At 63.5% G+C, this 13279-nt stretch carries 16 protein-coding genes; 8 read left to right on the top strand and 8 right to left on the bottom strand.

Going from position 1 to position 13279, the window contains the following annotated elements; translation table 11 throughout:
• The first annotated feature begins 133 nt into the window (after positions 1 to 133).
• Together EJ079_RS17495 and EJ079_RS17490 are read left to right on the top strand one after the other, a co-directional pair.
• Complete coding sequence (locus EJ079_RS17495; protein WP_127809628.1) at positions 134 to 2191, top strand: OmpA family protein; 2058 nt, start codon at positions 134 to 136, stop codon at positions 2189 to 2191.
• A gap of 305 nt (positions 2192 to 2496) precedes the next feature.
• A complete protein-coding gene (locus tag EJ079_RS17490) occupies positions 2497 to 3012 on the top strand; it encodes a TIGR00645 family protein (RefSeq protein WP_127809627.1) in 516 nt (171 codons plus the stop codon).
• Positions 3013 to 3135: 123 nt separating this feature from the next.
• On the opposite strand, the gene EJ079_RS17485 is transcribed toward EJ079_RS17490, so the two are convergent.
• From EJ079_RS17485 to EJ079_RS17475, 3 genes are all read right to left on the bottom strand, one after another.
• Complete coding sequence (locus EJ079_RS17485) at positions 3136 to 4002, bottom strand: NAD(P)-dependent oxidoreductase (protein WP_127809626.1); 867 nt, start codon at positions 4000 to 4002, stop codon at positions 3136 to 3138.
• A gap of 110 nt (positions 4003 to 4112) precedes the next feature.
• Complete coding sequence (locus EJ079_RS17480; protein WP_127326307.1) at positions 4113 to 4748, bottom strand: helix-turn-helix transcriptional regulator; 636 nt, start codon at positions 4746 to 4748, stop codon at positions 4113 to 4115.
• A gap of 8 nt (positions 4749 to 4756) precedes the next feature.
• Complete coding sequence (locus EJ079_RS17475; RefSeq protein ID WP_127396640.1) at positions 4757 to 5629, bottom strand: S1C family serine protease; 873 nt, start codon at positions 5627 to 5629, stop codon at positions 4757 to 4759.
• A 168-nt stretch (positions 5630 to 5797) separates the two neighbouring features.
• Here EJ079_RS17475 and EJ079_RS17470 point away from each other — a divergent pair, with 168 nt between their 5' ends.
• Complete coding sequence (locus EJ079_RS17470; protein ID WP_127809625.1) at positions 5798 to 6745, top strand: trypsin-like peptidase domain-containing protein; 948 nt, start codon at positions 5798 to 5800, stop codon at positions 6743 to 6745.
• Positions 6746 to 6807: 62 nt separating this feature from the next.
• On the opposite strand, the gene EJ079_RS17465 is transcribed toward EJ079_RS17470, so the two are convergent.
• The gene (locus EJ079_RS17465; protein ID WP_127809624.1) at positions 6808 to 7911 is read right to left on the bottom strand and encodes a helix-turn-helix transcriptional regulator; all 1104 of its coding nucleotides are present in this window, start codon (positions 7909 to 7911) and stop codon (positions 6808 to 6810) included.
• A gap of 130 nt (positions 7912 to 8041) precedes the next feature.
• Positions 8042 to 8467, bottom strand: coding sequence for a VOC family protein (locus EJ079_RS17460; protein WP_127809623.1), 426 nt, complete (start codon positions 8465 to 8467; stop codon positions 8042 to 8044).
• A gap of 66 nt (positions 8468 to 8533) precedes the next feature.
• Between EJ079_RS17460 and EJ079_RS17455 the strand changes: the two genes are divergently transcribed.
• On the top strand, positions 8534 to 9154 hold the full coding sequence (locus tag EJ079_RS17455; protein WP_127809622.1) for a TetR/AcrR family transcriptional regulator: 621 nt from the start codon (positions 8534 to 8536) through the stop codon (positions 9152 to 9154).
• Here EJ079_RS17455 and EJ079_RS17450 read toward each other — a convergent pair.
• A complete protein-coding gene (locus tag EJ079_RS17450) occupies positions 9093 to 10043 on the bottom strand; it encodes a LysR family transcriptional regulator (RefSeq protein WP_127326301.1) in 951 nt (316 codons plus the stop codon). The two genes, EJ079_RS17455 and EJ079_RS17450, sit on opposite strands and share 62 nt — an antisense overlap.
• Before the next feature lie 111 nt (positions 10044 to 10154).
• On the opposite strand from EJ079_RS17450, the gene EJ079_RS17445 reads away from it, so the two are divergent.
• From EJ079_RS17445 to EJ079_RS17435, 3 genes are all read left to right on the top strand, one after another.
• Positions 10155 to 10790: an FMN-dependent NADH-azoreductase gene (locus EJ079_RS17445; RefSeq protein ID WP_127268106.1), complete on the top strand. Its 636-nt coding sequence runs from the start codon at positions 10155 to 10157 to the stop codon at positions 10788 to 10790.
• 170 nt (positions 10791 to 10960) lie between these two features.
• A complete protein-coding gene (locus EJ079_RS17440) occupies positions 10961 to 11200 on the top strand; it encodes a CopG family ribbon-helix-helix protein (RefSeq protein WP_127256140.1) in 240 nt (79 codons plus the stop codon).
• A gap of 3 nt (positions 11201 to 11203) precedes the next feature.
• Entirely contained in the window at positions 11204 to 11497 is a 294-nt protein-coding gene (locus tag EJ079_RS17435; RefSeq protein WP_127268105.1) for a type II toxin-antitoxin system RelE/ParE family toxin, read from the top strand.
• A 20-nt stretch (positions 11498 to 11517) separates the two neighbouring features.
• Here the strand turns inward: EJ079_RS17435 and EJ079_RS17430 are convergent, their stop codons facing one another.
• Both EJ079_RS17430 and EJ079_RS17425 read right to left on the bottom strand, forming a co-directional pair.
• Positions 11518 to 11817 (bottom strand): AzlD family protein, encoded by a 300-nt coding sequence (locus tag EJ079_RS17430; protein WP_127326299.1) that lies wholly within the window; start codon positions 11815 to 11817, stop codon positions 11518 to 11520.
• On the bottom strand, positions 11814 to 12548 hold the full coding sequence (locus EJ079_RS17425; protein ID WP_127399415.1) for an AzlC family ABC transporter permease: 735 nt from the start codon (positions 12546 to 12548) through the stop codon (positions 11814 to 11816). Before EJ079_RS17425 ends, EJ079_RS17430 begins: the two co-directional genes overlap by 4 nt.
• Before the next feature lie 170 nt (positions 12549 to 12718).
• On the opposite strand from EJ079_RS17425, the gene EJ079_RS17420 reads away from it, so the two are divergent.
• Positions 12719 to 13177, top strand: coding sequence for an Lrp/AsnC family transcriptional regulator (locus EJ079_RS17420; RefSeq protein ID WP_127268102.1), 459 nt, complete (start codon positions 12719 to 12721; stop codon positions 13175 to 13177).
• Positions 13178 to 13279 lie beyond the last annotated feature (102 nt).

Below are 13279 nucleotides of genomic sequence, written 5' to 3'. Positions count from 1 at the left end.
GCCAGGTGAATGACATGAAGTTGCCTTCAAAAGGTCGGTCAATCGCCCCGTACGGCCTCTATCCGTGCCAGACTGGAACCAATCGGCACAAGATCGGTTTCCGCAAGGATGGGACCCCACAAGGAGAATTTCGATGAAACGCCAACCACGGATTCTGGCAGGCACGGCACTCGGCCTGCTTATGGCATCCGCGCCGTTGGGCGCGTTCCCGCTTCAGGGAAGTGTCGCGTCCGGCCTTGCCCAGCGCACGGCAGCCCCATTCATCCTGGCGCAAGCAGCATGCGCCGAAGGCGAAGCCTGCGCACAACAGCAGCAGGCGGAACCCGAACAGAAGCGCGAGCGCAAGAAGGCCGAGCCTGAACAGCAGGCCGCGCCTGCCCAGAGCGAACAGCCGGCCGAGGAGCAGCAGCCACGCCGGAAGAAGCGCGACCAGCAGCAGCAGGCTGAGCAGGCGCCGGCCGAACAGGCCGCTCCGGCCGAGGAACAGCAGCCGCGCAGGAAGAAGCGCGACCAGCAGCAGCAAACCGAACAGGCGCCGGCCGAACAGGCCGCGCCAGCCGAGGAACAGCAGCCGCGCAGGAAAAAGCGCGACCAGCAGCAACAGACCGAACAGGCGCCGGCCGAACAGGCCGCGCCAGCCGAAGAACAGCAGCCGCGCAGGAAGAAGCGCGACCAGCAGCAGCAAACCGAGCAGGCGCCGGCCAACCAGGCGGAACCGGCCAACGACAATCAGCCCGGCGAGCAGGCCAAGCCGCGCAAGAAGAACAGGCAGGACCAGCAGGCCCAACCTGAAGTCGCCCCGGCACCGAAAGAGGCTCCCGCTGGAGAGGCGACGGCCCCTGCCGGCGAACAGCCCGCGGCCCAGGGCGAGCAGCCCCAGGACACGACGAAGAAGCGTGTCAGGAAACCTGTTGGCGAGCAGCCGGCCACAGCCGAACAGCCAGCCACCGGCGAACAACCGGCCAATGGTCAGACGGCAGCACCGGCACAGGGCGAAAACCCGGTGCAAGGCGAAGCACCGGCCGATCCAAACGCCGCTCCCATCCTGGACAGCCAGAAGGACGCCGAACGCAGAGGCGGCCGCAAGCAGGGCGACAAGATCGTCCCCCAGGATGGCGAGCAGCAGAATGGCGGGCAAAATGCCCAGCAAGGTGGCGATCAAGGCCGTAAGCCGGTGGCTGCTCCCATCGACCAAGGTCCGCCGCCCACCGACGACAGGGCCGCACAACAGGAGATCAAGCCCGAGAAGATCGCGCCGGTGACCGAGGAAAAGGGCACGCGCGTAGAGCGTGCGCCCGATGAGAACGTCCGTGACCGCCGGCGTCCGAAAGGCGTCGACGTCGTCAGGGAACTCGGCGACCGCGTCATCCTGCAGTTCAACAACCAGACATTCGTCGAGAGCAATGACGCCCCGCGCATGACCCGCGGCGCCAGGAACGTCTACTATGAGGATCTGTCGGGCGACCGCACCCGGGAAATCGTCGAGCGTGACAACGGTGTTCAGATCGTCACCATCCGCAACCGCTATGGCGACGTTATCCAGCGTTCGCGCATTGCGCCGGATGGACGCGAATATGTGCTGAGCTATGTCGATGAGCGGCACTATGAGGACGACAGCGACTGGCGCGATCCCGGCGATGATCTGCCGCCGATGCGGCTGACAATCCCGCGCGAGGAGTACATTCTGGACTCCGAGGATGTCGAAGATCCGGACGACTACTACACCTTCCTCGAACAGCCACCGGTGGAGAAGGTCCAGCGCCTCTACTCGATCGACGAGGTCAAACGTTCGGCACGCGTGCGCGACATCGCACGGCGCGTGGATCTCGACACGCTCAACTTCGAATTCGGCTCGGCCTCGATCTCCGACACCGAAGTGCAGAAGCTCGAGGGCGTCGCCACCGCAATGGAGAAGCTGTTGAAGAAGAACCCGGCCGAGACCTTCCTGATCGAAGGTCACACCGACGCCGTCGGCACACCGGAGGCTAACCTGGCTCTTTCCGATCGCCGCGCAGAATCGGTGGCCGAGGCCTTGACCAACGCCTTCGGCATCCCGCCGGAGAACCTGACGACACAGGGCTATGGCGAGGAGTATCTGAAGGTCAATACGTCGGCGCCGAACCGCGAGAACCGGCGCGTCGGCATTCGCCGCATCACCTCGCTGGTGGCACCTGTGGCCAGCAACAATTAGGTCATGATTTCAAACCCATGACCCGGTTTGTGGAATCGGCACGAGAAGCATCCATCCCCGGCACCGCCGGGGATGGATGGATGTGACGGGTTCAACAAGAATTGTACGGGCATTAGACACGGCTCATTGAATCGCGAGCCCAGCCACCCCAGATTCGGTGCTGGGCGTTCCCTGCCCCGTCCCGGCTCCAGCGGGACGCATTGAACCCCGCCGGACCTTGTTCGGCGGGGTTTTTTGTCTTGCAAACGGTGGCGGCGTGGCCGAATACGGCCATTGTCTGAGAGATAACCAGCCGGAATCATCCCATGAAGCGTCTCGAACTCGCCATCGAATCGATCATTCTCGCTTCACGCTGGTTGCTCGTCGTTTTCTATATCGGCCTGGCCCTAGCATTGGCCGTCTATGCGCTGTCATTCGGCAAGAAGCTTTATGAGTTCATTACCCTGGCGTTCACGCTCGGTGACACCGACACTATCCTCAAGATGCTCGGCCTGATCGATGCCGCACTGGTTGCCTCGCTCGTGGTGATGGTCATCATCTCGGGCTACGAGAACTTCGTCAGCCGCTTCGACGACCAGGAGGGTGGCGTGCACTGGCTGGGCACCATCGATGTCGGCTCGCTGAAGGTCAAGGTTGCCTCGACCATCGTCGCCATCTCGTCCATCCACCTTTTGCAGGTGTTTTTGAACTCGTCGACCTACACGACCGAGCAGTTGATGTGGCTGACCATCATCCATCTCGCCTTCGTCGTCTCGGCCCTCATGCTCGCCTATATCGACCGGCTGATGGGCCTCGGCAAAGGCAAGAAGGATGAGGCGTAAGCAAGCGCCTGCCGGACCTTGAATCACTCCGGCAGGGTTGGCGCCCTATCGCTTTGTGAGCAAGGCTTTGCCGTGGCTCAGCCACGGCGGATGGCTTAGCTCGACGCTCACAATGACGCGGATCTAGTAGATGCTCTTGATCTTGCTGTCCGTGCGGGCAAACACCTCGTCAGGGACAAAGAAATCTCCGGCCAGAGGCCCGGTCGCACCTGGCGCATAGGCTGAAAAGTCGCTGACGCCCTCGGCGCGCAGCACCTCCTCGTCGATGTAGAAATTACCTGTTGTCTCGCGCGCCGGCCGCATGAAGATGGCATGCGCGGCGTCGGCCATGATGTCGGGCAAACGGCTCATCGCCGCCACCGTCGCGCCGCCGAGCAGATTGCGCACCGCCGCCGTGTCGATGGTCGAGATCGGCCACAGTGAATTGACGGCGATGCCGTCCTTGGCGAACTCCGCACTCATGCCCAGCGTGCACATCGACATGCCGAACTTGGCCATCGTGTAGGCGACGTGGTTCCTGAACCACTTGGCCTTCATGTCGAGCGGCGGCGCCAGATTCAGGATGTGAGCATTTTGCGCCAACTTCAGGTGAGGAATGCACATTTTCGAGACCAGGAAGGTACCGCGCGTGTTGATCTGATGCATCAGATCGTAGCGTTTCATGTCGGTCTCGAGCGTGCCGGTGAGTTGGATGGCGCTGGCATTGTTGACGCAGATGTCGATGCCGCCGAATTTTTCCACGGTCCTGGTGACCGCCTCGGCCACCTGCGCCTCCTCGCGGATGTCGCACAAAACAGGCAGCGCCTTGCCGCCAGCCTGCTCGATCTCTTCGGCAGCGCTATAAATCGTGCCCGGCAGCTTCGGATGCGGTTCGGCGGTCTTGGCCGCGATCGTCACATTGGCGCCGTCGCGCGCCGCGCGCAGCGCGATCGCCAGCCCGATGCCGCGCGACCCGCCGGAGATGAACAGCGTCTTTCCCTTGAGCGACATTTCCTTGCGCCTCCCTTGCAACACAACAGGCGCAAACCTTTGCGCGGCAGGCGACCGCAGCGCAAGACCCGACACGCTGGACACCGCGTTACGCAGCGTAGGGTTTATGGCTAAACCAGCACCAGCCCTTGGCGCATCGCAATGGCAATCGCGTCGGTGCGGTTGGCGGCGCCGAGCTTGATCAGGATTGCGGCGACATGGAACTTCGCGGTGTGCACCGAAATGTTCAGCCGCCGCGCGATCACCTTGTTTGGGGCGCCCTCGGCCAGCAGCGCCAACACTTCCGCCTCGCGCGGCGACAGCGTTGGGCGGGCGGCATGCTCGTCGGAGGCCTCCTCCTCGAACGGCTCGCCATCGCCGGCACGGAAATCCTCATGGCGTCCGCTTCCGCGCTCGCCCGAGACGCGATAGCCGGCCGCGGCCAGCCGCGCCGCCGCGGCGATCAACAAATCCTCCGCGCCAGCGGACATCACGGCCAGCACCTCACCGGCGGGCCGCTCGCCGCCAGCGCGTCCGGTCAGCAGCACCCGTGGAATGAGGGCCGGCACGCCATCACCAATGCTGTCGTCAACGATGGCGACGTCGGCTCTTCCACCGCCGGCTACGACCGGCAGCAGGTCATCGCTCGCGGCCAGCGAGGCCGCCAGGCGCTCGGCGCGTGACGCATCGCCAAGCGCAATCAGCACCACCAGCCGCCGCGAGACGGCACCGTCATGCATGATCCTGTCGCTGGTGAGCGTGTCCATGGATGCCCTCAGCTCAGCGGCTTTTCGCCGATTGTCAGCACGACATCGCGCTGTTCGCCGCCGCGCACGACACCGAGCGTCACCGAAGAGCCGGCACTGTCGGGTCCGAGCCTGCGGATCAGGTCCCGCGGGCCGTGCACCGCCTCACCGTTCCACGCCACGATGATATCGCCAAGAGAGAGACCGGCGGTCTTCGCGGGACCATCGTCATCGAGACTCATCACCATCGCGCCGTGCGCGTCGCGGTCGCGTACCGGATGCAGGCCGGCGCCGAGATAGCCGCGCGCGACATGGCCCTTTTCGCGCAAGGTCGCGACCGCCCGCTCGATCGTCTCGTAAGGCATGACCAGCGCCCGGTGGCGCGGTCCGAACAACAGCATGCCGATCAGCGCACCCTTGGCGTCGAGAACCGGGCCGCCCTCGAAACGGCCGCCGGCTCCGACGGCAAGATTGATGCGCCGGTCGATGGTGCCGCCGCGCATCGAGCGCCAGGCCGGGCCGACTTCGCCCACCGAGCCCGAAACAGCCAAAGCCGAACCGTCGCTGCTGCCGATGGCAATGGCGATGTTGCCCGGCCGCACCGCATCGGCCTTGGCCAACGGCGCGGCGCTGACGGCCTCCGACGGCTTCAGCAGGGCAACACCGGTAGAAGGGTCGCGGCCAACCAGCTCGGCCTTCACCGTTTCCCCCGAGGCCAACACCAGTTCGATCTCCTCGCCGGCCTCGACAGCCTCTTCAGCGGTGACGAAATAGCCGTCACGCCAGTGGAAGGCGCTTGCCGTGCGGTGATGATGCGTGGCGAAGCCAGCCGTTGCCGGCGCGGCCTTGGCGGCGAGATCAGCGACGGCTTGCGAAAACGCGCTCAGATTGAAATCGCTCATAATGGTCTCCTGGGTTCATCCATGCCCCAGATATCGCTCGACAGCGCGTCCGCGGGTACTCGCCTGACGGCTAGTTGCCGGTTTGACTGGCCATCTGGTCAGGTCGCTGCGGTTCCAGCCGCTCCGCACATATAGTCACGATCAAGCCTGAACACACGGAGCCCTCCCATGGCCGTCGCGGTCGCCAAATTCCAAACCGATGACACGCTGCTCGACGCCTATTCGACGACGGTTGCCGATGCGGTCGACCGCATCGGTCCGGCCGTCTGCCGCATCGAGCGCGTTGGCGGTCAGGGCGGCCATGGCTCCGGCTTCGTCATTGCGCCGGACGGGCTGGTGGTCACCAACTTCCATGTCGTCGGTGATGCCAGGACGGTGCGCGTTTCGATGCCGGACGGCGCCTCGAGAGAAGGGCGTGTTCTTGGCCGCGATCCCGACACCGACATCGCGCTGGTGCGCGCCGACGGCAGCTTTGCCGACGTCGCACCGCTGGGCGATTCCAAACGGCTGCGGCGCGGCCAGATCGCCATTGCAATCGGCAACCCGCTCGGTTTCGAATGGACCGTCACCTCCGGCGTCGTCTCCGCGCTCGGCCGCTCGATGCGCGCCTCCACCGGCCGGCTGATCGACGACGTTATCCAGACCGACGCAGCGCTCAATCCCGGCAATTCCGGCGGACCGCTGGTGTCGTCGGCCGGCGAGGTCATCGGCGTCAACACCGCCATGATCCACGGCGCGCAAGGCATCGCCTTCGCTGTTGCCTCCAACACCGCCAATTTCGTCATTTCCGAGATCATCCGCTTCGGCCGCGTGCGCCGCGCCTTCATCGGCGTCTCGGCCGACACCGTCAATCTGCCGCGACGCGCCGCGCTCCTGTCGCAAGTGTGGACCAACACCGCGGTGCGGCTGCGCAGCGTCGAGAAGGATGGCCCGGCGGCCAAGGCCGGCTTGAAGGAGGGCGACATCATCGCCGCAATAGACGGCCGCCCGGTCACCGGCGTCGACGACCTGGTGCGCGTGCTCGACGCCGAGCGCATCGGCCGCGAGACACAATGCACCGTGGTGCGCCGCACCGGCGTCAGCCAGGTGACGGTGATGCCGGTGGCGCGAAGCTAGTGCATGTCGCCCAGAAGTGTGCCGCGGTTCTGGGACAACGAAGACTTTAAGGCCGCCGTTGCTCACTCCCCCTTCGAGGGAGCAACGGGGACATAGGCTCCCTTCAGGAGAGCTACGAGTTGCGCCTGATGATGCGTGCCTGTCTTGTCGAAGATACGACCAAAATACGTGCTGGCCGTGCGATAGGTGATGTTGGCGCTTGTCGCCGCCACACCAAGGCTATCCCCCGATGCCAATGCCGCTGCCAATCGCGCCTCGGCCGGCGAGAGGTCGAAAAGGCCCGTAGGGATGGTCGGCGAAGGCACCAGATTCGTCGGGTTGAGAGCCGTGGCTGCGATCAGTATGTCGGCGCCTGAGAGAAGTTCGTGCGCCAGACGGCGAAGAGGGATGAGGTGAACGATCATGGCCTCGCTATTCTCGCTTGGCGCTATGGGCACGGAGCGACCCGACGCAGCGTCACCAGTCCCGCTTGCAATCGCCTGCTGAAACAACTTGTTTGCCTTGGCATCGGCAAGGGCGAGCCCATCACGGGCCGTCGGCACGAACACAAGGGGCAGAGCGTCAAGCAGTTGATTGGTCGCCAGAACGCGTCCCCTGCTCGTCATCACCGCGGCCGGCAGGCCGATCGCCGCAAGCGCCGTAGTCGTAGCGCGCGCTCGTTCCAGCCGCTGGCGCGCACCAATCAGGCCGGCGCGCGCCAGATGCGGCCTCATGCGGTTGAGCTGGTCCAATTCGTCTCGGGATGGCCGATCATTGGTCAGCCAACGCTCCATCGTAAACAACAGAACTTCGCCTGTAGGCAGGGGTATGAACGTACCGACTTCGCCACCGATTCCCAATGGCAGCGTCCGGTCGAGCCGCGTCCGATTGTTCTCGAGCGCCTCCTTGGGGAAGTAATCCTCGTCGTAGACGAATTCCGAGGGTGGGGGCAGCGTCAGCAGGAGTTGGGAGACACTGCTGCTCTTGAACCCGCCTTCCGCAGAGATGCCCTCCAGTATCGGCCGGACCAGGTCCGACGCGATGAGCATCGGGTCCAGCCGATCATCGAACAAACCCATACCGCCTCCGGTCGAGTTCGACAGTTCGCTCAACCTGTCGAAGACGTCTGGCCATAAATCGGGGACGAACGCCGCTTCATAAATTCGATCGACAAGATCTTCGGTCATTCAATGGTCCGCTCGCCACCTGCACTCGCATGATTGCATCGCACCTCTGCTCAGAAAGCAAAACTTTCTCGGCTTGGCATTACCGGATGATCATAAATTGCGTAGGGAACAGCCAACACGAAAACACCGTTCAGGTGCCCACCGCCCCCTCCGCGTACTGCGCCAGAAACGCCTCGCTGGGCGGAATCGGCTTGATGACGTCGATCAGCACGCCATTGGGATCCCGGGTGATGAAATGGCGCTGGCCGAAGGGTTCGTCGCGTAGAGAGCGCAGGATCGGCAGCCCGGCCGCGACGATCCGTTCATAGACCGCATCCGGGTCCCTCACCTCGAAGTTGATCAGCAGGCCCGACGCGCGGCCTCGCCCCTCTTCCGGGATCGTCTCATGATCGCCCTGGACGATGCCGAGATTGACTCTTCTGTCCTCCACCGATTGCAGATGCACATACCAGTCGCTTTCGAATAGCGGCTGGAAGCGAAAATGCTCGACATAGAACGCCGTCGTGCCGGCGACGTCGCCGGTCATCAGCACCGGGTAATAGCTCGTCGTCTTCATCTTTCCTTCTCCCGTCGATTAACATACAGTCTGCATGTAACTTCAATTAACATACAGGCTGTATGTATGCAACGCGATTCCGCGCGTCGTTCCAACCGTGACCGCACCGAGGCGACGCGCGCCGACCTGATTGCCGCGGCACGAAAGCTGTTCACCGAAAAATCCTATGCCGAGACCAGCACGCCGGAGATCGTCGCTGCCGCCGGCGTGACGCGCGGCGCGCTCTATCATCACTTCGCCGACAAGCAGGCGCTGTTTGCCGCCGTGGTCGAGCAGGAGGCGATGGCGGTGGCTGAGGAGATCGAGCGCGCTTCGCCGCCATCGCTCAATGCCCGCGACGCGCTCATTGCCGGCTCCGACGCCTATCTCACTGCGATGCGCGCACCCGGCCGCACGCGGCTACTGCTGCTCGACGGCCCGGCCGTGCTTGGCCGCGCCGCCATGGACGCGATCGACAACCGCCACGGCAACCGCTCACTGCGCGAAGGGCTGGTCGCGGCGATGCGGGCGCAGACGATGACGAGATTGCCGGCCGACGCGCTGACCGCGCTGCTCGGCTCCGCCTTCGATCGTGCCGCCCTGGCCATCGAGGCCGGTGCGTCAGCTCAGGACTACCGCGCCGTGCTCATGGCACTGATCGATGGCCTGTCTCTTCCTCAGGCACCTCGCCCGGTTCGAACTCGTTGAAGCAGCCGAGCTGGCGCTTGAACTGGTCGATCAGCCAGGCCGCCGCGGGCTTCGGGCTGCGATCGTTGCGGTGCATGGCAAACAGCGGCGAACTCACCTCCCTGAAGGATTCGAGGTCGATTTCGACCAGCCGGCCACTCGCCAGGTCGTCTGCTATCAGCCAGCGCGGCAGCCCGCCCCAGCCCAGCCCCTCGCGCATCAGCATATGCTTGGTGCGCACATCCGTCAGCCGCCAGGTGCGGTAGGCGAAGACGCCGAAGTCGCGCCCCTTGGTGCGCTCCGACTGGTCGGTGACGACAAGCTGCGTGTGTTCGCGCGCATCCTCGATCGCCACCGGCTTCGGCAGCAGGGCCAGCGGATGGCTGGGCGCGGCGGCCAGCACGATCGACATGAAGCCGATGCGCACGAGATGCACATCGACATCGCCCAGCAGGCCGCCAATACCAAGGTCGGCCTGCCCGCTGACGACATGATCGGGGATCAGGCCGAGCGTACCGATATGCAGGCGCAGCATCACGGTCGGAAACTGCGCCTCGAACGCCTTCAGCACCCGCACCAGCACCGGCGACGGCAACGCTGCGTCGACCGACAGCGCGACTTCAGCCTCGAGCCCTTGGTGATGGCCGTCGACGCGCGAACGGATGCGCTGCAGCACGCCGATCATGCGCCGCGCATCCTCCAGCATCGCCCGGCCGATCTCGGTCAGTTGCGGCTCGCGGGTACCCTCGCGCTCGAACAGTTTCAGCCCCAGCTGCGCCTCGAGATTGGCTATGCCGTAGCTGATGACGGACTGTGCCCGGTTGAGCCTGCGGCCGGCGGCCGAGAAGCTGCCGGCTTCGGCGACTGTCACAAAGATCTGAAGTTGATCGAGCGTCGGATTGGGCTGCATCGTGATATCTAACTTATAGATGGATCGTATAGAAAATATACCAGTTTATTGAATGGATCGAAAGCCCCATATCTGGCGGGACAAATCATTCCAACCGCTGGAGAGCCCAAAATGTCCATTCTTCTCATCACTTCGAGCCCGCGCGGCGCCGCCTCCCATTCGACCCGCATCGCTACCGAATTCGCTGAAAAGCTCGTCGCCGCCGATCCGTCGAACACGCTCGTCGTGCGCGACCTCGTCGCCAATCCGCTCCCCCATATCGACGCCGACTACGCGAGCGGCATCTACGTGCCGGCGGAAGCGCGCACTGCGCGCCAGGCTGAGGTCGTCGGCGTCTCCGATGTCGTGCTCGACGAGCTGTTTGCTGCCGACACCGTGATCCTGGCCACAGGCTTCATCAACTTCAACATCTCCTCGACGCTGAAGTCCTGGGTCGATCATATCTCTCGTTCCGGCAAGAGCTTTTCCTATGGCGAGAACGGCCCCAAGGGTCTCGTCACCGGCAAGAAGGTCTATATCGTGCTGGCTTCGGGCGGCATCTATTCCGAAGGTGCGGCCGTGCAGTTCGATCACGCCATTCCCTACCTGCGCGGCGTGCTCGGCTTCCTCGGCATGACCGATGTCGATGTCATCCGTATCGAAGGCGTCGGCATGGGTCCTGACGCGGTGACCGCAGCGCTCGCCAAGGCGACCGCCAAGGTCGATGCCGTGGTGGCAGCCAGCCAGGGTGTCGCGGCTGCCGCATAGGGAAAAGACTTAAATTGGAGGGCAGGCGCTTGGCGCCCGCCCTTTTTCAATGCGCTCCCCGCTTGTTTTCCTGACAGTAAACAGCGCGAAGCGACCAGAGTCCTTTGGGTGTGACTTGACGATCCACCTTGGTTCACTCACAATCACAATGAACCAAGTGGATCGAAACCATGACGGCTTTCACCGTACGCCTCCCCGACGACACGACAAACAGGCTCGACCAACTTGCCGAAAAGCTCGATCGCTCGCGCTCTTATGTGGCCGCCAAGGCCATCGAAGACTTTGTAGCTCGTCAAGAGTGGCAACTCGCTGAGATAGAGGCCGGATTGGCCGAGGCCGAGCGCGGTGAGTTCGCCAGCGAACAAGAGTTGGCCGCCGTGATCGGGAAATACGTCAAGCCCGCCGGCTGATCCATGAGCCGCAAGACAATCCGTTGGACCAAGCGGGCTTTGCGTCGGCTTGGCGAAATCGGCGCGCATATCGAGAAAGACAGTCCCGAAGCTGCCGCCCGTGTCATTGGGCGCATCTTGTCCGCAGCGGAGTTGCTTACCGAACAGCCGGCTATGGGTCGCGTTGGACGCATCAAGGCGACGCGAGAACTCGTTTTGGCCGATATCCCATATATCGTCCCCTATCGCGTAAGCGAAGATGCCGTCGAAATACTTACCGTCATACATGCCGCCCAACAGTGGCCAAAGAGCCTCTAAGCCAACTGGCCGCTGCCTTTCTAGCCGATGAAATGCCTGAGCAACCCCGCCGAAGCGACTCCGATCAGCACAGTCGGCAGCATGGAAAGCCGCGTGGCGGCCACCAGCGTAACAGCCAGCGCCAGAATATCCGCCGGGGACTTCGACACGAAGGCCGGTGCGATGACCGCAATCAGCACGCAACCGGGCGCAGCTTCCATCACAGCCGTGGCACGCCCGCTGAGCGTACGGTTGCGCAGCACGACATAGCCGCCGATGCGCGTGAGATAAGTGACGCCGGCCATCAGCACGATGGTGAAAAAGGTCGTTGCATCGATCATGCATCACTCGCCATCAGCCAGGCCGCGACCAGACCCGACATGGCGCCCGCGGCGACATACCAGGCGCCGGGAACGAAGAGATAGACCAGTGCCGCCACGACCAGGCTGACCAGCCAGGGTCGCGCCGCCGCCATCCCCGTCCACATGCCGCGCATCAGCACCAGGAAGACAGCCGGGAACGCCATGTCGAAACCATAGGCTCCGACGTCGCCGAGCATCGGACCGAGCAAGGCACCCAGCGTGGTGAAGACCACCCAGGTGAGATACATCGCCAGCGCCGCGCCCATATAGTAGCGCGGGCTGAAGGCCGGCATGATGCCGGCAGCAGTGCGCTGTCTGGCATCGGCCAGGCCCAGCGCCCAGCTCTCGTCGCACATAAAGAAAAGCGCCGGAAACACCTTGCGCCGCGGCAGGTGGCGCAGGAACGGCGCTAGTGCCGCACCCATCAGCAAATGACGGCTGTTGACCAGGAAGGTGATGGCGACGATGAGCACGATGTGCGGCGGCGACGTCCACAATTGGATCGCCGCGAATTCCGAACCGCCGGCGAAATTCAGCCCTGTCATCGCGGACAGTTCGACCGTGCTCAGCCCTTTTTGCGTGGCCTGGGCGCCGAGCACCAGCGCATAGGGTATGGTGCCGAACAGCACCGGCGCGCAGGACGCCACGCCACGGCGGAATTCGGATCGCGAACCATTGCCCGCCGCCTCGACTGCCTGTGAAATGCTCATGTGTCTCCACTGGCGCGCCTCGCGGCCGCCGCTGCCCTGCGTTTGAACTCTCATGACACTGGCGGCAAACATACCCACAATTCTCCGCAATATGGTTGCGAATATTGTTGTACTTCAACTAGGTTCGGCATTGAGTGCCATTAATTTCAAAATAGATGGAATCTAGAGCCATGAAGCTGGATGAGATCGACAAGCGGATCCTGCGGGCGCTGCAGCGCGACGGCCGCATGGCCAACAACGATCTGGCCAAAGAGGTCGGCCTGTCGCCCTCGCCTTGCCTGCGGCGCGTGAAGCTGCTGGAGGAAGCCGGCATCATCGATCGCTACGTCGCAGTGCTGAACCCCGGCAGCATCGGCAAGGGCCTCACCTTCTTCACCCGCATCTGGCTGAAAACGCAGGATGAGGACACGATCGAGCATTTCGCCACCGAAGTCGCCAAGCTGCCGCAGGTGATGGAGTGCTATTTGATGCTCGGCGATTGCGACGCCATGGTGCGCGTGGTGGCGGCCGGCATCGACGATTACCGCCGCTTCCAGTCGGAGCATCTGAGCCGCATCAAGGGCGTGCAGAACGTCAAGACCGACGTCCCCAGCCAGACGATCAAATACACGTCGGAACTGCCGATCTGAGCTGCCGAAAACGGCGTCACATCAAACTGGATAAAAAATGCAACCGGATTGTAGGATCGAACCCGGTGCCGGCGTCCTTCGTGCAAGCAGCGCGCAGCGCTG

The organism is Mesorhizobium sp. M7A.F.Ce.TU.012.03.2.1, from assembly GCF_004006095.1.
In the GTDB taxonomy this organism is placed as follows: Bacteria; Pseudomonadota; Alphaproteobacteria; order Rhizobiales; family Rhizobiaceae; genus Mesorhizobium.
The sequence above is the reverse complement of the archived record's forward strand: the minus strand, read 5'-3'. Positions and strand labels throughout refer to the sequence as shown.